Source organism: Sphingomonas trueperi, from assembly GCF_040545965.1.
GTDB classification, from domain to species: domain Bacteria; phylum Pseudomonadota; class Alphaproteobacteria; order Sphingomonadales; family Sphingomonadaceae; genus Sphingomonas; species Sphingomonas trueperi_C.
Window position 1 is genome coordinate 559,218 of the sequence record NZ_JBEPMV010000004.1, and the last position, 17,211, is coordinate 576,428.

The following is a 17,211-nucleotide window of genomic DNA, read 5'->3' on the forward strand; positions in this document are numbered from 1 at the left end:
CACGATGGACAAGCCGGACGACCGCAACCGGCTCGATGCGATGGCGCAGGGCATCATCGGCCGCCCGCTCGATCGCCCCGACGGCAGCGCCAAGACCAGCGGCGTCGCGCCCTATGCGGCTGAGTACAAGATCGCGGACTGCGCGGAGGGCGTGCTCGTCCTCGCGACGATCAGCCGTGGTGAGGTGATCGAGATCGAATCCGATCCCGTGCTCGCCATGCCCGGCGTGTTGGCGGTGATCGCCGATCCGCGGATGATCACCCGCTCGGCGCAGGGCGGCGCGGGCAAATCGCCGGTGCGCGAGATCCACAAGGTCGATTATTTCGGCCAGCCGGTAGCGCTCGTCGTCGCCGAGACCTTCGAGCAGGCGCGCGACGCCGCCACCCGGCTGCGCATCGCCTATCGCGCCGACGATCCCGCCAAGGTGCCGCTCGATTCCGAGGACAGCCACGCCGCCCATGAACCGTTCGGCGACCCGGTGCAGCAGGGCAATCTCGACGCCGCGATGCGCGATGCTGCCCATGCCGTCGACGTCACCTACACCACCGAGGGCCATGCCAGCGCGGCGATGGAGCCGCATGCCAGCATCGCCGAATGGGACGGCAATACGCTCACCGCCCATTCGAGCCTGCAGATGCTCAAATACAATCAGAAGGAGCTGGCCGACGCACTCGGGATCAAGCCCGAGCAGGTGCGGCTGATCTCGCCTTATGTCGGCGGCGGCTTCGGCTCTAAGCTGGGGATCAGCGCCGAGCTGACCGCAGCGGCGGTGGCGGCGATCGAGCTGGGCCGTCCCGTGCGGGTGGTGATGAGCCGCCAGCAGGTGTTCCAGACGGTGATGCGCCGATCGGAGACGCGCCAGCGCATCCGCCTCGCCGCCGATGCGGAGGGGAAGCTCAACGGTTTCGGCCATGAGGCCTGGGTCTCCAACCTGCCCGGCGAGAAGTTCGCCGAGCCGGTCACCCAGGCGAGCGAATTCCTTTATCGCGGCGAGCATCGCACGCTGCGCATCGACCTCGCCCGCATCCACCGGATGACCGCGGGCTCGGTCCGCGCGCCGGGCGAGGCGGTGGGCATGCAGTGCCTTGAAGCGGCGATGGACGAGCTGGCACTAACCAGCGGTATCGATCCCGTCGAGCTGCGGCTGCGCAACATCCCCGAACAGCATCCGAGCGAGGGCCTGCCCTATAGCTCGCGGCGCTTCGCGGAGAGCCTCAAGGTCGGCGCCGAGCGCTTCGGCTGGGACGGCAGCGATCGCCGCCCGCTCCAGCGCCGCGAGGGAGAATGGTGGATCGGCACCGGCATGGCGACCGCCTGCCGCGTCCACAACCTCAACGAGGCACAGGCCAAGGTAACGCTGGCCGCCGACGGCACCGCGGTGGTTGAGAGCGACATGACCGATATCGGCACCGGCACCTATACGGTGCTGGGCCAGATCGCGGGCGAGATGCTCGGTCTGCCGCCGGAAAAGGTGCTCGTCCAGCTCGGCGACACGCGCTTCCCGCCGGGTGCGGGGTCGGGCGGCAGCTGGGGGGCGGCATCGACCGGCTCGGCGGTGTTCGCCGCCTGCGAGGCGATCCGCGAACAGCTGGCGCAGCAGCTCGGCGTCGACGAAGCCGATCTCACGCTCAAGGACGGCGAGGCAATCACCGGCAACCGCCGCATCCCGTTCACCGAACTGCTCAAGGCCGACCTGACCGAGACCGGCCATTTCAAGAATGGCGGAATCGACGAGAAGTTCGCCATCGCGATGTACGGCGCCTTCTTCGTCGAGGTTGGCGTGAACGCCTATACCGGCGAGACGCGCGTGCGGCGAATGACCGGCGCTTTCGGCCTGGGCCGCGCGCTCAACGAAAAGACCGCGACCTCGCAGTGCCTGGGCGGCATGGTATGGGGCATCGGCAGCGCACTGACCGAGGAGCTCGTCTTCGATCCGCGCGACGGCCACCTCGTCAACCACGACCTCGCCGAATATCATGTGCCGGTGAATGCCGACGTGCCCGCGCTCGACGTGGTGCTGGTCGACGAGCGCGATCCTGCGGGCAGCCCGCTCCAGGCCAAGGGCGTCGGCGAGCTGGGCATCTGCGGCGCGGCAGGGGCCATTGCGAACGCCATCCACCATGCCTGCGGGGTCCGTGTGCGCAGCTTCCCGATCACCCCGGACAAGCTGCTCGAACAGCTGCCGGAGGTGTAAGCGCAAGCACCTTGTCTTCACGGATGAAAGACCAAAGCTTATAACAGGTTAAGGCGAATACCCCCTAGGATGGAATTGTCAGTGAGGCACCCGCCCGCTAGGCATTGTTTCGCGAGCGGTGCGGCCTCCTATGGTGGGGCCGCCCCTCCATTCGCCGGCGTTCTGCCGGCGGGGGACACATCCAGGACAGGGGAGCATCTGGGGTGCCGAACTACCCGTTGACGCGATTCCACGAGCAGGCGTCGCTCACCGATGAAGAAGCACAGACATTGCGCGGCCTGGGCGATCCGGAGATCGTCTATCGCCGCAATGCGACCATCCGGCGCGACCGCGAACCCGTTGATGGCATGTATCTGCTGCTGGACGGTTGGGCGACCTCGTCGATCCGGCTTCCCGCCGGGCAGCGGCAGATCGTCAAGGTCCACATCACCGGCGACATGATGGGCACGCCCAGCATGGTGCTCGACACCGCCGCGGATACGCTGACGGCGGTGACCGAATGTCGCGTCTCCAAGGTGTCGTTTGACCGCCTGCGCGAGGTGCTGATCGCCTATCCGCGGCTCGGGCCGCTGCTGTTGATGGGCGTGCAGGTCGAACGGCTGGCGCTGATGGACATCGTCGCCGCGATGGGCAAATCCTCGGCGCGCGAGCGGATGGTGCGGCTGCTGCTCGATCTCCACGATCGGCTGGCCAAGATCGGCGCGGTGGAAGAGGGCCGCTTCGACATGCCGCTGACCCAGGAGCTGCTGGGCGACGCGCTCGGGCTGACCGCGGTGCACGTCAACCGGACGATGCGGCTGCTCGAACGCGAGGGGCTGATCGCCCGACACGGCCAGCGCATCGCGTTCGGCGACATCGAGGCGCTGCGCAAGATGTCGCCGGTGCCGCCGCGGCACGTCCGCTTCGATCCCGCCTGGCTGCCTGCACCCGGCGAGATGTGACCGCTCAGCCCAGCAGCGCGTCCACCGCGTCGAGCAACTCGCGCTCGCGGAACGGCTTGCGCAGCTGGGGCACGTCGCCCGGCAGATCCTCCGCCGCATCGGTATAGCCGGTGAGCAGCAGGAAGGGCTGTGGGAGCCCGGCATCGCGGGCGCGGGTGATGAACTCGCCGCCGGTGCCGCCCGGCATCATGTAATCGGTGATGACCAACGCGGTGCCCGGCGCATGATTGAGCGCGGCCATGCCCTGGCTCAACGACTCCGCCTCCGCGACCAGATGGCCATGGGCGCGGAGAACTTCTGCGGCCGCCTCCCGCACGGCGGGATCGTCGTCGACCAGCAGGATCTCGGCAGTGCGGGTCGGCCGCTCGCGCAGGGTGTCGAGCGTAGGCGCGGGGGCGTCGGTCGCCGGCAGGATCAGGGTTGCGCTGGTGCCCTGGCCGGGGGCGCTTTCCAGCATCAGGCGGCCTGACGATTGCTCGGCAAAGCCATGGACCATCGACAGGCCGAGCCCGGTGCCGCGGTCGCCTGCCTTGGTGGTGAAGAAGGGCTCCATCGCCCGGCGCAGCGTGGCGGCGTCCATGCCGCAGCCATCGTCGTGCACCGCCAGCGCCAGATAGTCGCCACGGGCAAGGCCGCGCGCCTCGTCGCGGCGGGGCAGGCGCGTCTCGACGATGATCGTGCCGCTGACACGCCCGTCGGTCTGGATCGCATCGCGCGCGTTGATCACCAGGTTGAGCACCGCCAGCTCGAGCTGGTTGCGATCGGCGCGGACGGCGGGCAGGTCCGCCGCGCTGCGGATCGTGCAGGCGATGGTCGGGCCTGCCGAGCGCTGGAGCAGCTCGTGCAGGTCGGCGAGCAGCCCACCGACATCGATCGCCTCGGGGGTCAGCGCCTGGCGCTTGGCATAGGCGAGCAGTCGCGCGACCAGGGTGCGGGCGCGCTCGGCACTGCTCGTCGCGCTGTCGATATAGCGGAGCGCCTTGGCATCCTCGCCGATCCGCGCGCGCAGCAGGTCGAGCCCGCCCAGGATCGGGGTCAGCAAATTGTTGAGATCATGCGCGACGCCGCCCGTGAGCCGTCCCAGCGCTTCCAGCCGCTGCGCCTGCAAGGTCGCCGCCTGGCGCTGGCGGAAGCGGCGCAGCTCGATCATGAGCGCAAAGGTCAGGGCGGCGAACAGCGCCAGCGCGACGATGCTGCCGCCGATCAGCACGATCTGCGCCTGGCGGGTGAGCGCGGCGAAGCTGCCGCGGGGGACCGCCACTTCCACCTGCCAGCCCGATTCGGGTACGGCAGTGACCACGGACTGCATCGCCTCGCGCGCCGTCGCACCGGACTGGGCGATCACCGCGCCGCGCTTGTCGAAGATCCGCAGCCGCCAGCCGGGGGGAATCTCCTCGGCGAACAGCAGGTGCTGCATGGCGGTGATGGGGATCACGGCGGAGACCACATAGGGCGCGGCGCCGCGGTTCAGCACCGGCGCGCGCACGGCGAATGCCGTCAGGCCGGCACCGCGGATGACATGGCCGACCTGCGGCTGGCGCGTCCGCACCGCGCGGGCGAGGCTGACCGGATCGACCACCTTGCCCAGCCTGCCGCCGATCGGACTGGGCAGATCGAGCAGGCGGTTGCCGTCGGAATCGGCGACGCTGAGTGCTGCCCAATTGGGATGGTCCTGCAACAGGCGCAGGCCGAGCAGCGTGAAGCGGGGCCGATCGATGCCGCCGTCCAGCGTCGGCGAGCGGCTGATCATCTTCACCGCGTCCAGCGTCGCGGCGATCTCGCGCCCCACCAGGCGAGCGGTCGATCGGCTGGCGAGGGTTGCCTGGCGATCGAGCGCCGCACGCTGCTCGCGCAGGGTCACCGCGCCATAGGCCGAGCCGAGGACGACGATCGGCAGCAGGCCGGTGAGACCCATCAGGATCAGCGAGCGTCGCAAAGTTGACCTGTCCCCGTTCTACGGGCCGATCATGCCCGTTCCGGATCAGGCATGTATTTCAGGAGCAAAGTCAAACCCATATCCTGGATCAATACTTAGCCCGTAACGATCCGCTGCTGTCACTGCACCCCCTTGGGCAGGGCATAGGCGACGATCGAATCGCCCCGCTTGGTGCCGAGCGAGCCATGGCCGCCGGCCGCGATCACAACGAACTGCCGGCCGCTCTTCGCAGACCAGTAGCTCATTGGCGTCGCCTGGCCACCCGCGGGCAGCCGGCCGCGCCACAGCACCTTGCCGGTCGTCACGTCATAGGCGCGCAGATAATAATCCAGCGCCGATCCCATGAACGCCACGCCACCTGCGGTCAGCATCGGCCCGCCGAGCGAGGGCACGCCCAGCTTGAAGGGCAGCGGCACGGGCGTCTGGTCGCGCGAGGTGCCGTTGCGGTGCTGCCACACGGTCTTGCCGCTCACCAGGTCGATCCCGGCGACATAGCCCCAGGGCGGCGCCTGGCAGGGCAGGCCCAGCGCCGAGAGGAACGGGTTGAGCGCGACGGCGAAGGGCGCACCCGTGTTGGGGTTGAAGCCCTTGATGTCGGAGCCGCTGAAGTCCGAGCCGCCGGCCGGACCGTGCTGCCCACGCGGAGCCGCATCGGATTCGGGGCGCGGGACGAGCCGATCGACGAACGCCATGTAATTGGGGTGCGCGAAGGCGACCATGCGGACGGGATCGATCGCCATGCCGCCCCAGTCCATCACCCCGAAATTGCCGGGGAAGACGAGCGTGCCCTGCTGCGAAGGTGGGGTATACGGCCCCTCGTAGCGCAGCCGCTTGAACTTGATGCGGCAAGCGAGCTGGTCGAACATCGTCGCGCCCCACATGTCCGCATCGGTGACGCGCTTCTTCTCCATCAGGCTCAGCGCGGATTCGGGCTGGGTGGGGGAGGTGCGGTCGCCGGGTGCTGCGCCCTGCGGCACCGGGATCTCGCGCACCGGCACCACCGGCTTGCCGGTGCGGCGATCGAGCACGAAGATGTTGCCGGTCTTGGTCGACTGGATCAGCACCGGCACCCGGCCCTTGCCCGGCAGGTTGAGGTCGACCAGCGCGGGCTGGGCGGGGACGTCCATGTCCCACAGGTCGTGATGGACGGTCTGGAAGGTCCAACGGACCTTGCCGGTGGCGGCTTCCAGCGCGATCACCGAGGTGGCGAAGCGCTCGGTCTCCGGCGTGCGGCGGCCGCCCCATTGGTCAATCGCGGCCATGCCGGTGGGGATGTAGACCAGGCCCAGCGCCGGATCGGCGGCGGCGATTGTCCAGCTGTTCGGGCTCGACGGCGTGTAGCGGCCGGTGCCCGGCGCCTTGGGGCGCGTGTCGTTCGGATTGGCCGGATCGAACGCCCAGACCGCGCGGCCGGTGTTCACGTCATAGGCGCGCACCACGCCGGAAGGCATGAAGGTCGTCTTGTTGTCATAGACCGCGCCGCCGAACACCGCGAGGTTGCCGATGATGACGGGCGGCGAAGTGATCTGCCACCAGCCGCGCTGCTGGCCGGGAAGGCCGGGCCAGACATCGACCTGGCCATTGGTGCCGAAGCCGGGGCAGGGGCGGCCGCTCGCGGCGTCGAGCGCGATCAGCCGCGCGTCGTTGGTGCCCATGATCAGCCGGTTGTCGCACATGCCGCCGGTGCCGGCCGCGGCGCCGTTGCTGTGGTAGGACACGCCGCGGCAGGTCAGGTGCTGCATCTCCTGCGAGGATCGGATCTGCGGATCGTAGCGCCAGACCTGCTTGCCGCTCTCCGCATCGAGCGCGAAGACGATGTTGTGGGGCGAGCAGAGATAGACGAGGTTGCCGACCTTGATCGGCGTGACCTCATAGGTGAACTCGTCCGGATCGGCGCCGGTCTTCAGGTCGCCGGTGTGGAATTCCCAGGCCTTTTCCAGCTTGCTCGCATTGGCGGGGGTGATCTGGTCGATCGGGGACCAGCGATCGCCGCGCGAGGAGCGGCCATAGGCGTCCCAGTCTTCCTTCGGCGTGCCGCCCAGAACGCTTGCGGGCGCAATGCCGCGCGCGCCGGGCAGTTCGCCGGCCAGGTCGTGCGGATTGGTGAAGGCGGTGGCGAGCAGCACGAGGGCGGCGATGCCGAGACTGCCGACCAGCGGCCAGGCGCGGCCCGGCCAGCGCGGCGAACCCAGCCGCCGCGTCACGAAGGGCAGCGCCAGCACGATGCCGAGCGGCACCAGGATGTCGCCGCGCGGGGCGAGCGCCCAGAAGTCCCACCCGGCCTCGGCCACCGCCCAGACCATCGTCGCGACCAGCAGCACCGCATAGAGCGTCAGCGCCGTCGCGCGCCGTCGATAGAGCAGCCAGGCGGTGGCGAGCAGCGCCAGCCCGGCGAGCAGATAGTAGATCGATCCGCCCAGCAGCGCGAGCCACAGCCCGCCGCCGCCGATCGCCAGCCCGACCAGCGCGAGGATCGCAGCCAGCACGGTGAGCACGCGCGAGGATCGTTGCTGGTCGGCCATATGGGCGCTCCGAAATCGGATCGAGGGGAGATGCCCGCCCAACCGGCTGGGGACGACGTGGTTCCGGCAGCGTCCCGCACTAGGCAAGTTTTTCCTAGCGTCGTCCCGGCCGAGGTCCGCCGTTCCTATAAGAGACACAATGGGGCGTGTTGGTCCCGAGAGTTCGTAACGGAGCAGGCATTGGCAGCATCCTCATTGTCCGACGCGCGACGCTGCCGGCGGAACGCTGCCGGGGACTGCGCCGCATGAAGCACGCCCTGATCGCGCCGGTGGCCGAGGATACCCCCGTGCCCGCGCTTGCCTGGGCCGGCGAAGTGATCGCCGCCGAACGCCGTGCGCTTCAGGCGTTCGAGGCCGCCTTGCCGTCGTCGCTCGCCGACGCCGTCGCAGTCATCGCCGGCCAGTCGAGCCCCCTCACCTGCTTGGGCATGGGCAAGTCCGGCCTGATCGCCGCCAAGGTCGCGGCGACCTTCTCCAGCCTCGGCACCCCGGCCTTCCCGCTCAATGCGGGCGAGGCGGCGCATGGCGATCTCGGCGCGGTGCAGGACGGCAATGTCGTGTTGCTCTTCTCGAACAGCGGCACCACCGACGAGATCCTGCGCATCCTGCCCGTGCTGAAGGGCCGCGCCTGCGTGCTGATTGGCGTGATCGGCCGGCCCGATTCACCGCTCGGCCGTGCGGTCGACATCCTGATCCCGGCCTGCACCGCATGCGAGGCCGATCACATCGGCATGGCACCCACCTGCAGCACGACGCTGCAGCTGGCGATCGGGGATGCGCTGGCCGTGGCGGTCAGCCGCAGCCGCGGCTTCACGCGTGCCGATTTCCTCCGTCACCATCCCGCCGGTCTGCTCGGCCGCCAGTCGCTGCCGCTGCGCACGCTGATGCGCACGGGCGACGAGTTGCCGGTGGTGGGGCCGCAGGCGCCGGTCGCCGATCTGCTCGCCACCATGTCGCGCGGGCGGATGGGGGCGGCGTGCGTGGTGGGGGACGACGGCAACTTGCTGGGCTTGGTCGTCGACGGCGACATCCGCCGCCACTTCCAGTCCCGCCGCGACGTCTACGATACCCCCGCCAGCGCGCTGATGCAGCCACGCCCCTGCGTGATCGACGTTGCGGCCACGCTGGGCGACGCGCTGCTGCTGCTGCGCGAGCGCGAAGGCGGCTATTCGGTCCTGCCCGTGGTCGACGGTGCGGGCCATCTGCACGGCATGCTGCATGCCAAGGACATGTTGAATGGCTAAGCCCCTGAAGATCGTTGCCTTCGTCCCCGCCAAGGGCAGCAGCGAGCGCGTTTCCGACAAGAATACCCGCATCCTCGACGGCGAGCATCTGTTCCGCCGCAAGCTGCTCCAGGCGCTCGACTGCCCGGCGATCGGCGAAGTGTGCCTCGACACCGAGAGCGCGGCGATGGCCGAGCTGGCGAGCGACCTGCCGGTCACCTGGCTCCAGCGCCCGGCCGAACTCGCCACCAACGCCACCGACGGCCACGGCATGTTCGCCTGGGAATGCGCGCAGCGCCCGGATGCCGACATCTGGGTCCAGCTGCTCTGCACCGCCCCCTTCGTCAGCGCCGACACGATCGGCCGGGCCATCGAGCGGCTGCTCGCCGATCCGGAGGCGGACAGCCTGGTGGCGGTCACCCGCGCCAAGCAATATTGCTGGGACGGGCAGGTGCCCGCCTATGGCACCGGCCGCATTCCCAACAGCGTCGAGCTGCCGGAGACGATCGTCGAGGCGATGAGCCTCTATATCGTCCGCCGCACCGGCGAGGGCCCGGCAACGCGCCGCTTCGGCACCCGCCCGATCCTGTTCGATCTCGATCCGATCGAACAGATCGACATCAACCACCACCACGACCTGGTGATCGCCGAGACGGTGGCGGCGGGCTTCCGCCAGGCGGAAGTCTCGCGCTTCCGCACGATGCTGCCGCATCTCTCCTCGCCGCTGCTGTCGGACATTCTCAAGGAACGCGGCCACCGGGTGGTGCTGCCCAAGGCACTCCGCCCGACCACGGGGGGCAAGTTTCTCGGCCGCGCCAAGACGCTCGAGCTCGCCGCACTGCCCAACCGGCCCGATCGCGAGCCCGGCGGCGCCTGGAACGGCATCTACGGTGCGCTGCAATCCTATCGCTTCGTGCGGCCGGGCGACGTGATCATGGTCGCGACCGAACTGCCCGACTTCGCCTATTTCGGCGATCTGAACGCCAATCTTGCGATCCGATCGGGCGCGGTGGGCGCCGTGATCGACGGCGCAACGCGGGATACCGCGGACGTGCGTGCGCTGGGCCTGCCGGTCTATGCCCGCGGCCAGACCTGCGACGACATCAAGTACGAAGGCACGGTCAAGGCGATGAACCGCCCGATCACCATGGGCGACGTGTGCATCGCCAATGGCGACGTCATCTTCGCCGACCATGACGGTATCGTCGCGGTGCCGAGGGCGCTATGGCCCGAGATCGAAGCCGCGGCATGGGACCTGCTGTCCAGCGAGGCCACCATCCGCATGCAGGCCGCGCGCGGCCGCGACGTGGATACCATACTTGCCGATTGCGGCACGTTCTGAGGGATTTGGGAATGAAGACGGTCAAGGTCGGTGCCCTGGAGATCGCCAACGACAAGCCGTTCGTGCTCGTCGCCGGGCCGTGCGCGATGGAGAGCCGCGACCATGCCTTCTTCATGGCCGAGGCGCTGACCACGCTGTGCGCCGAACTCGGCATCGGCTTCATCTACAAGACGTCGTTCGACAAGGGGAACCGCACCTCGATCGACGCGCCGCGCGGCATCGGAATGGACGCGGCGCTCAAGGTGTTCGCCGATCTCAAGGCGCAGTTCGGCTGCCCGGTGCTGACCGACGTCCACGATGCGAGCCAGTGCGCGCCGGTGGCCGAAGTGGTCGACGTGCTGCAGATCCCCGCCTTTCTCTGCCGCCAGACCGACCTGCTGCTCGCCGCCGCCCAGACCGGCCGTGCGGTGAACGTCAAGAAGGGCCAGTTCCTCGCGCCCTGGGACATGAAGAACGTCGCGAAGAAGCTGGCGTCCACGGGCAACGAGAACATCATCCTGTGCGAACGCGGCGCGAGCTTCGGCTACAACACGCTGGTCAGCGACATGCGGTCGCTGCCGATCATGGCGGAGACCGGCTATCCGGTGATGTTCGACGCCACCCACTCGGTGCAGCAGCCGGGCGGGCAGGGTACCAGCTCGGGCGGCCAGCGCGAGTTCGTGCCGGTGCTCGCCCGCGCCGCGATCGCGGTCGGCGTGGCGGCGGTGTTCATCGAGACGCACCAGGCGCCCGACACCGCCCCCAGCGACGGCCCCAACATGGTGCCGCTCGACCAGATGCGCGCGCTGCTCACCCGCCTCAAGGCATTCGACACGCTCGCCAAGGCGGGTTGAGCCGGCGCCGCTCAGCGGCCGAGCTGTTCCTTCAGCGCATCGATCCGCTTCGAGGCCTCCGCCTTGTTGAGCTCGCCTTCGATCGGTGGCTCGCCTGCTTCTTCCAGCAGCGTGGTGAGGTAGGAGGCCTGCGCGCCGGTCATCGGATCATCGCCCGAAACCCAGTCGTCCGGATCCTTTTCAGTGTTGGAGCCGGGATGTTCGTCGAGCTTCGGATTGTGCAGTGGTTCGGCCATGATCGCCTCCTGAAGTTCCTGTTATGTTCGACAACGGGCGGCGCAACGGGCTGGTTCCACGGTCTTTTATCTGAACCCTCGGCGCTTCGGCCCGTTGGGGATGCGACCGATGCCGGCCAGCAAGGAGCCATCCCATGTCTCTCGAAAAGATGATCGCGCTGCACCCCGATGTGGGCGCCGATGCCAATGAAGCGCTCGCCAAGGCGGCGCGCCACGCCATGCTGTGTTCGCTGATGTGCACCAGCTGCGCCGATGCCTGCGTCGCCGAGGCGATGGACATGCGGCAATGCGTGCGCACCTGCCTCGATTGCGCCGATGTCTGCGCGGCGACCGCGCGGCTGGCGACGCGGCGCACGGGGCAGAACATCGCCATGCTGCGCACGATGCTGGAGACGTGCATCCGCGCCTGCGAGCTGTGCGCGGAGGAATGCGCCAAGCACGACCACGAACATTGCCGGCTCTGCGCGACGATGTGCCGCGAATGCGCCGAAGATTGCCGCGCGGCGCTGCCCAGCGTCAACTGACGCGCCTGCGAGACGGGAGGGCCCCAAGCCCTCCCGCCCGCACCCTCACTGCTGCCAGACGGTGACGTTGGAATTGCCGACGCTGCCATAGCCCTCGGTCGCGAGCACCTGATAGTTCATCGTGCCGAGGTTCATGCCCAGCCCCGCCCAGGCATTCACATGGTTGCGGAAGGTGATCGTATTATTGGTGCCGGTCGCGCGCTTGGCGGTGCGCACGCTCCAATATTGGTAGAAGGTGGCGTTGCCGATGATCGACGGCGCATTGACCCGCTGGGTCCGGTAGATGCGATAGCTGCCGCCGTCGGTGTTCACCGTGCCGAGCTGCTGGCTGTTCCCCGGCGGCGTGAAGTTGCCCCAGTTTTCGACGACATAATATTCGACCAGCGGGTTGGTCGACCAGCCGTAGAGCGCGAGATAGCCGTTGTTGCCCGGCACGAACACGCCGGCATTATAGCCGATAACGCGGTTGATCGAACCCGTCTGCCAGCCCTTGCCGACGACGAGGTTGCCGTTCGATCCGAGGTTCCAGTTGACGCTGTAGTTGCCCGCGCTGCCCAGCGTCATGCAGCCGGAGCCGCTGTCACGGAAGAAGGTGAAGAAAAAGCCGTTGTTGGTACCGGTCTGATTCGAACAGATGGTTTGCGCCTGGGCGCTGCCGACCGAAACCCCCATCGCAAGCAGCGACGGTAGCGCTATCAATTTTAGTGCTTTGACGATCATGGTTCCTTCTCCTCCGACGATGTGTCGATTTTCGTCGCGTTTCTGCGCCGCGACGGGACGGAACATGATCGAGGGCCAGGCGAGTCGTCAATGTGCTCCAAAGATACTTTGATTCATTTGGTAAGTGTCACGCGCGCGACGGCCTCCGGCGCATCGTGGAGGCGCAGGTAGAGCGTGCCCCCCGCCGGCGCGGGCAGGGCAATCGTGCTGCCCACGAAGCCGAGCGGCACCGATGTCGATCGGGTGAAGACGGCCGAATCGCTCAGCGCTGCAACGACGAACAGGTCCTGGCCGGCAAGCGTGCAGGGCGCGGCGTCGCCTGGGCAGGTCAGCCCGGCCAGCACCGGCAGTCGGGCGAGCGTGACCAGCGGCTGCCAGTCGCCCGGCGTGCCGTCCTGCACCAGGCGGTAGCGCAGCGGTCCGGCGATCCCGGCACCGAGCAGCGCGCGCGGCGTGAAATGGGCGACCACCACGTCACCGCCGATCCGCTGCAGCGCGCCGTCGCGGAAGCCGAGCCGGGCGCTCGGGCCCTCGGCACCGGCGATCTCCACCACGCCGCTATCGCTGAGCGACCCGCGCGTAACCTTGAACGAGAAGTCGATCGCGGCATCGGCAGGCAGCACGCCGTCGGGGAGGGTGATCGGCAGCGCGCCGGTGGCGGGCTTGCCGCTCGCCGCGCGGCTGAGCAGCGTCGCCGCGGGGCGGGGGGCGGTTGCGCGGACCGCCAGCTTCACGCTGCGCCCGTCGCGGAGCCGCACCACCGCCTCGCCGTCGCCGGCAGGGATCGGGCCCGGCGCGGTCAGCACCAGTCGGTCGCCCTCGCCGACGCGCGAAAGGGCACCGGGCGCGAAGTGCAGCCCGTGCCAGTCGAGTCCCGCCACCTGGTCGAGCCGCGCGCCTTCAAGTACGCCCTCGGCATCGCCCTCGTGCACCACGAAGCGATCCAGCCGGCTCGCCTCCAGCCGCGCGACCAGCGGGATCGTGTCCGGCGGCGCGCTGCCGAATCGGGCGACGTTGAGCGTCAGCGCGCCGGGCTTGGCGTCCTTGAGCGGCAGCGTCATGGTCAGCTCGTCCTGGCCGGTCACCTTGAACGGCACCGGGGTGCGCGTGCCCGCGGCGTCGCTCAGCGCGATCTGGCTGACGCAGAAGGCGGCGCCCCCGCGCAGCACCAGCGGATGCTCGCGGCCCACCACGACATTGCTGTCCGGCACCGCGCGCCACGCGCCCATCTTGTCGAGCTGCACCGGCAGGCGCGGGCCGGAGAAGCTGTCGAACCCCCAGCGGCCCTGCAGCACCGCGTTGGAGACGGTGCCGAGGTCCGCCGGCACCGCCCCGTCCAGCTTCACGCCGCCCTTTTCGACATCGGGCAGCACGGGGAAGTCGCGGGTCGCACCTTCATTGCTGGTCACCCGCACCGACAGCGATCGGCCGAAATCGGTGGCGTAGAGGAGGGGCGCGTCCTCCAGCGGCAGCACCAGATCGGGCTTGGCGAGGCACACCGGCGTCGGCCCGCCCGCCTGCCAGATCGGCGGCGTCGCAGGCCCGATCGGCGGCAGCGGTGCGGCGAGCACCGAACGCGGGCTCTGGAACGAGGGCGCGGCGTTGAGCAGCAGCTTCACCGTGTCGCCGCGGCCCAGCGCCAGCGCCGGCAGATACTGGTATTGCGGGCTGCGGAACGCGCCGAACAGCTTGGCCACGTCGCGCGCCAGCCCGATGTACGAGCTGTAGTAGCCGCCGCCCGCCTGGGGCGTCGCGGCGATACTGTAGGCGAGGTCGGCGGGGGTGCCGGTCAGCGTCTCGGCGAGCGTGGTGCCGCGCTGGGTCTGCAGCACCAGCGAATCGCGATTCTGGGTGAGGCAGGCAGCCTGCAGCCCGCGCGGGCGGCTCAGGCATTCGGCATTGAGCTTGATCCGCAGCGCATTGGCGAGCACCGGCGCGGCGGTGGCGAGCCGCTCGGGCGCGGTGTCGCCGATCCGCGCGATCGCGGTGACGAACGCATCGAGCCGCGCCCGGTCGAGCGAGGCCTGGAACAGGTCCTGCGCCACCCGGACGAACACGCCCGGTCGACCGCGCACCGCGTCGCGCACTGCATCGAACCCGCCGCCGGTGTCGGGCGCGAGCAGCAGTACCGCCTGTTCGGCGCCTTCGGGCACGGTCAGTTCGAGCTTGTTCTTCTTCTTGCGCCACGTCTCGGCGACGAAGAACCAGTCCTTGGGCGGCGGGTTGGTCGCGCCGCGCAGAAAGGCGACGACCAGCAGATAATGCGCCGACTGGTCCGGGGGCAGCGCCGCTTCCGCCGTGACCTTGTCGCCCGGCTGGAGCGAGGGCACCGCGCCGATCGGCAGCGTGGTGTTGCCGCGCGTCACCGTCAGCTTCAGGTCCGGCCCGACCAGGTCGAAGGCGTTTTGCTGGGCCTGGGCGGGGAGGGCGGCGCAGAGCAGCGCCAGCAGCAGCGGGATCAGGGGAAGGCGACGCATCGCGCCGCTATAGGGGAAGCGGGGCGGGCAGGGCCACCGTCCACGCGACGAGCCGTTGTCGCCCCTCACTCGGCGACATTGTCGGCCACCCAGGCGCGGCGCTGGCCGAGCGGCTGGGGTGCGCCGGTGGTGGTGTCGTGCGCGGTCTGGTGCTCCAGCTCCGAATTGAGCTCGGCGCCGAACAGCAGGATATAGGAGGAGAGGTACAGCCAGGTGAGCAGCGCGACGATCGTGCCGAGCGCGCCGTAGGTCGCATCGAAGCGCCCGATATAGCGGACATAGGCGCCGAAGCCGAGCGTCAGCCCGAGCCACAGCAGTGCGGCGAGCAGCGATCCCGGCGTGATCCAGGTCCAGCGCGGCTTCGCCCGCGACGGGCCGAAGCGATAGAGTGCGGCGGCGCCCGCTGCGCCGGCGAGCGTCAGCAGCACATGGCTCGCGATCTTGCCGAGCACGAGCAGCGCGTCGGGGGCGAAGGGCAGCAGGTGATCGAGCGCACCGAGCGCCGTCATCGCGCCCGCAGCGAGCACCGCCGCGACCACCGCGCCGATGGTGATCGCGATGGCGGTGAGGTTCACCCAGATGAAGCTGCGCTTCTCCTTCTCCTCATAGGCGATGTTGAGCGCCGCGATGATCGCGCCGGCGCCGTTGCGCGCGCCGAACAGCGCGATCGCGAGCGCGATCAGGATGCCGAAGCCCTTCTGGCCGTCGGGGCTGTGGACCAGGCCGAGCAATTGGTCGCCCACCACTGCGGCGATGTCGCGCGGGAGGACGGTGGAAAGCCCGCGGACGTCGTGCAGCACCGTCACCGGGTCGGCGATCAGGCCATAGCTCAGCACCACCGCGCCCAGCAGCGGCACCAGCGCGAGGAAGCCGTAGAAGGCCACGCCGGCGGCGATCAGCCCGATATTGTCGTCGCTCGCCTCGTTCCAGCTGCGCCACAGCACGGACTTCCATCCCGCCCATGGCATCGCCCACGGGCTGTGCGCGTCGCGCCCCTTCGGATCCATCCTGCTTCCCCTGTTTCTTGTCGCGGGAAAGCGCGCGACCCTTGGACCCGGTTCCTTGCGTCCAAAGGTGCAGGATGTTGAGATTGCGGCGGTTACTGCGCGTCCGCATGCCCGAACAACGGCAGCGGCTCGGCCAGCCCGCGCTCGAAATTGGAGACGGTCACGCCCACCAGCCGGATGCCCTTGGGCGTCGGAAGTACCGAGCGCAGCAGCGCGATGCTCGCGGCGTGGAGCTGTTCGCGGCTGGTGATCGGGGCGGTGTGGCTGCGGCTGCGGGTGATGATCTGGAAGTCGGCGTACTTGATCTTCACCGTCGCGGTGCGGCCGAAGCCTTGGGTGCGTTCGCACCATTCCCAGACGTCGTCGGCCTGACCGAGCACCGCCGCCTCGATCTCGGCATCCTCGGTGAGGTCACGGCTGAACGTCGTCTCGGAGCCCGAAGACTTGCGCTCGCGATTGGGGTTCACCGGCCGCTCGTCCACGCCGCGGACGATCTGGTGATACCATTCGGCGCTGCTGCCGAAATGCTGCTGGAGAAAGTCGAGCGACTTGGCGCGCAGGTCGGCGCCCGTCTCGATCCCCAGCCGCTGCATCTTGGCGGCGGTGACCGGCCCCACCCCGTGGAAGCGCGATACCGGCAGCGTCTCCACCCAGGCGGCGCCCATCTCGGGCGTGACCGCGAACTGGCCGTTGGGCTTGCGATGGTCCGAGGCGAGTTTGGCGAGGAACTTGTTGTACGAAACGCCGGCCGAGGCGGTGAGCCCGGTTTCCGCCAGGATGCGCGCGCGGATCTCCTTCGCCGTCGCCCAGGCGGTGCCGAGCCCGCGGCGATCTTCGGTCACGTCGAGATAGGCTTCGTCGAGCGACAGCGGCTGGATCAGATCGGTATAGTCGGCGAAGATCGCATGGATCTGCTGCGACACCGCCTTGTACACGTCGAAGCGCGGCCGCACGAAGATCAGGTCCGGGCAGCGCCGCAGCGCGGTGACCGAGGGCAGGGCGGAGCGCACCCCGAAGGTGCGCGCCTCGTAGCTCGCCGCCGCCACCACCCCGCGGGCCGCGGCCGAGCCCACCGCCACTGGCTTGCCCCGCAAGCTGGGATCGTCGCGCTGCTCGACCGAGGCGTAGAACGCATCCATGTCGATATGCAGGATTTTCCGAATGGGCGGCGCGGCCATGGCGCCGATATACCGCCGGTTGAACGAATAGGGAACAGCGTTTCCGGCCCAAGTCATTGTGAAACCGGCGGGCGGGCG

At 69.1% G+C, this 17,211-nt stretch carries 13 protein-coding genes; 6 read left to right on the plus strand and 7 right to left on the minus strand.

Annotation, left to right across the window (positions count from 1 at the left end; genetic code table 11):
* The first annotated feature begins 4 nt into the window (after positions 1-4).
* Entirely contained in the window at positions 5-2,194 is a 2,190-nt protein-coding gene (locus tag ABIC35_RS14180; RefSeq protein ID WP_121072807.1) for a xanthine dehydrogenase family protein molybdopterin-binding subunit, read from the plus strand.
* Positions 2,195-2,397: 203 nt separating this feature from the next.
* Positions 2,398-3,135: a Crp/Fnr family transcriptional regulator gene (locus ABIC35_RS14185; protein ID WP_121072809.1), complete on the plus strand. Its 738-nt coding sequence runs from the start codon at positions 2,398-2,400 to the stop codon at positions 3,133-3,135.
* 4 nt (positions 3,136-3,139) lie between these two features.
* Here ABIC35_RS14185 and ABIC35_RS14190 read toward each other — a convergent pair whose 3' ends face one another.
* On the minus strand, positions 3,140-5,071 hold the full coding sequence (locus ABIC35_RS14190) for a hybrid sensor histidine kinase/response regulator (RefSeq protein WP_121072811.1): 1,932 nt from the start codon (positions 5,069-5,071) through the stop codon (positions 3,140-3,142).
* Positions 5,072-5,190: 119 nt separating this feature from the next.
* Positions 5,191-7,593 (minus strand): membrane-bound PQQ-dependent dehydrogenase, glucose/quinate/shikimate family, encoded by a 2,403-nt coding sequence (locus tag ABIC35_RS14195; protein WP_121072813.1) that lies wholly within the window; start codon positions 7,591-7,593, stop codon positions 5,191-5,193.
* A 245-nt stretch (positions 7,594-7,838) separates the two neighbouring features.
* On the opposite strand from ABIC35_RS14195, the gene ABIC35_RS14200 reads away from it, so the two are divergent.
* The 3 genes from ABIC35_RS14200 to kdsA are packed head-to-tail and all read left to right on the plus strand — an operon-like array spanning position 7,839 to position 10,991.
* On the plus strand, positions 7,839-8,837 hold the full coding sequence (locus tag ABIC35_RS14200; RefSeq protein ID WP_121072815.1) for a KpsF/GutQ family sugar-phosphate isomerase: 999 nt from the start codon (positions 7,839-7,841) through the stop codon (positions 8,835-8,837).
* Entirely contained in the window at positions 8,830-10,158 is a 1,329-nt protein-coding gene (locus ABIC35_RS14205; RefSeq protein ID WP_121072817.1) for a cytidylyltransferase domain-containing protein, read from the plus strand. Before ABIC35_RS14200 ends, ABIC35_RS14205 begins: the two co-directional genes overlap by 8 nt.
* An 11-nt stretch (positions 10,159-10,169) precedes the next feature.
* Positions 10,170-10,991 carry a 3-deoxy-8-phosphooctulonate synthase gene (gene kdsA, locus ABIC35_RS14210; RefSeq protein ID WP_121072819.1) on the plus strand — a complete coding sequence of 274 codons (822 nt, stop codon included), beginning with the start codon at positions 10,170-10,172 and terminating at the stop codon, positions 10,989-10,991.
* An 11-nt stretch (positions 10,992-11,002) separates the two neighbouring features.
* Here the strand turns inward: kdsA and ABIC35_RS14215 are convergent, their stop codons facing one another.
* The gene (locus tag ABIC35_RS14215) at positions 11,003-11,227 is read right to left on the minus strand and encodes a DUF3072 domain-containing protein (RefSeq protein ID WP_121072821.1); all 225 of its coding nucleotides are present in this window, start codon (positions 11,225-11,227) and stop codon (positions 11,003-11,005) included.
* Between the two features lie 134 nt (positions 11,228-11,361).
* Between ABIC35_RS14215 and ABIC35_RS14220 the strand changes: the two genes are divergently transcribed.
* On the plus strand, positions 11,362-11,751 hold the full coding sequence (locus ABIC35_RS14220) for a four-helix bundle copper-binding protein (RefSeq protein WP_121072823.1): 390 nt from the start codon (positions 11,362-11,364) through the stop codon (positions 11,749-11,751).
* 45 nt (positions 11,752-11,796) lie between these two features.
* On the opposite strand, the gene ABIC35_RS14225 is transcribed toward ABIC35_RS14220, so the two are convergent.
* The 4 genes from ABIC35_RS14225 to dinB all read right to left on the minus strand — a co-directional run bounded on the left by ABIC35_RS14225 (position 11,797) and on the right by dinB (position 17,133).
* Entirely contained in the window at positions 11,797-12,471 is a 675-nt protein-coding gene (locus ABIC35_RS14225) for a glycoside hydrolase family 11 protein (RefSeq protein ID WP_354278491.1), read from the minus strand.
* 113 nt (positions 12,472-12,584) lie between these two features.
* Entirely contained in the window at positions 12,585-14,948 is a 2,364-nt protein-coding gene (locus ABIC35_RS14230; protein ID WP_121072826.1) for a hypothetical protein, read from the minus strand.
* Positions 14,949-15,013: 65 nt separating this feature from the next.
* A complete protein-coding gene (locus tag ABIC35_RS14235) occupies positions 15,014-15,955 on the minus strand; it encodes a YihY/virulence factor BrkB family protein (protein ID WP_121072828.1) in 942 nt (313 codons plus the stop codon).
* Positions 15,956-16,047: 92 nt separating this feature from the next.
* Entirely contained in the window at positions 16,048-17,133 is a 1,086-nt protein-coding gene (gene dinB, locus ABIC35_RS14240) for a DNA polymerase IV (RefSeq protein ID WP_121079032.1), read from the minus strand.
* Positions 17,134-17,211 lie beyond the last annotated feature (78 nt).

Excerpts from the sequence above, each read along its gene's own strand:
- ABIC35_RS14180 (WP_121072807.1), top strand. The coding sequence starts at position 5 with ATGGACAAGCCGGACGACCGCAACCGGCTCGATGCGATGGCGCAGGGC.
- ABIC35_RS14195 (WP_121072813.1), bottom strand. The coding sequence starts at position 7,593 with ATGGCCGACCAGCAACGATCCTCGCGCGTGCTCACCGTGCTGGCTGCG.
- ABIC35_RS14200 (WP_121072815.1), top strand. The coding sequence starts at position 7,839 with ATGAAGCACGCCCTGATCGCGCCGGTGGCCGAGGATACCCCCGTGCCC.
- ABIC35_RS14205 (WP_121072817.1), top strand. The coding sequence starts at position 8,830 with ATGGCTAAGCCCCTGAAGATCGTTGCCTTCGTCCCCGCCAAGGGCAGC.
- kdsA (WP_121072819.1), top strand. The coding sequence starts at position 10,170 with ATGAAGACGGTCAAGGTCGGTGCCCTGGAGATCGCCAACGACAAGCCG.
- ABIC35_RS14215 (WP_121072821.1), bottom strand. The coding sequence starts at position 11,227 with ATGGCCGAACCACTGCACAATCCGAAGCTCGACGAACATCCCGGCTCC.
- ABIC35_RS14220 (WP_121072823.1), top strand. The coding sequence starts at position 11,362 with ATGTCTCTCGAAAAGATGATCGCGCTGCACCCCGATGTGGGCGCCGAT.
- ABIC35_RS14225 (WP_354278491.1), bottom strand. The coding sequence starts at position 12,471 with ATGATCGTCAAAGCACTAAAATTGATAGCGCTACCGTCGCTGCTTGCG.
- ABIC35_RS14230 (WP_121072826.1), bottom strand. The coding sequence starts at position 14,948 with ATGCGTCGCCTTCCCCTGATCCCGCTGCTGCTGGCGCTGCTCTGCGCC.
- ABIC35_RS14235 (WP_121072828.1), bottom strand. The coding sequence starts at position 15,955 with ATGGATCCGAAGGGGCGCGACGCGCACAGCCCGTGGGCGATGCCATGG.
- dinB (WP_121079032.1), bottom strand. The coding sequence starts at position 17,133 with ATGGCCGCGCCGCCCATTCGGAAAATCCTGCATATCGACATGGATGCG.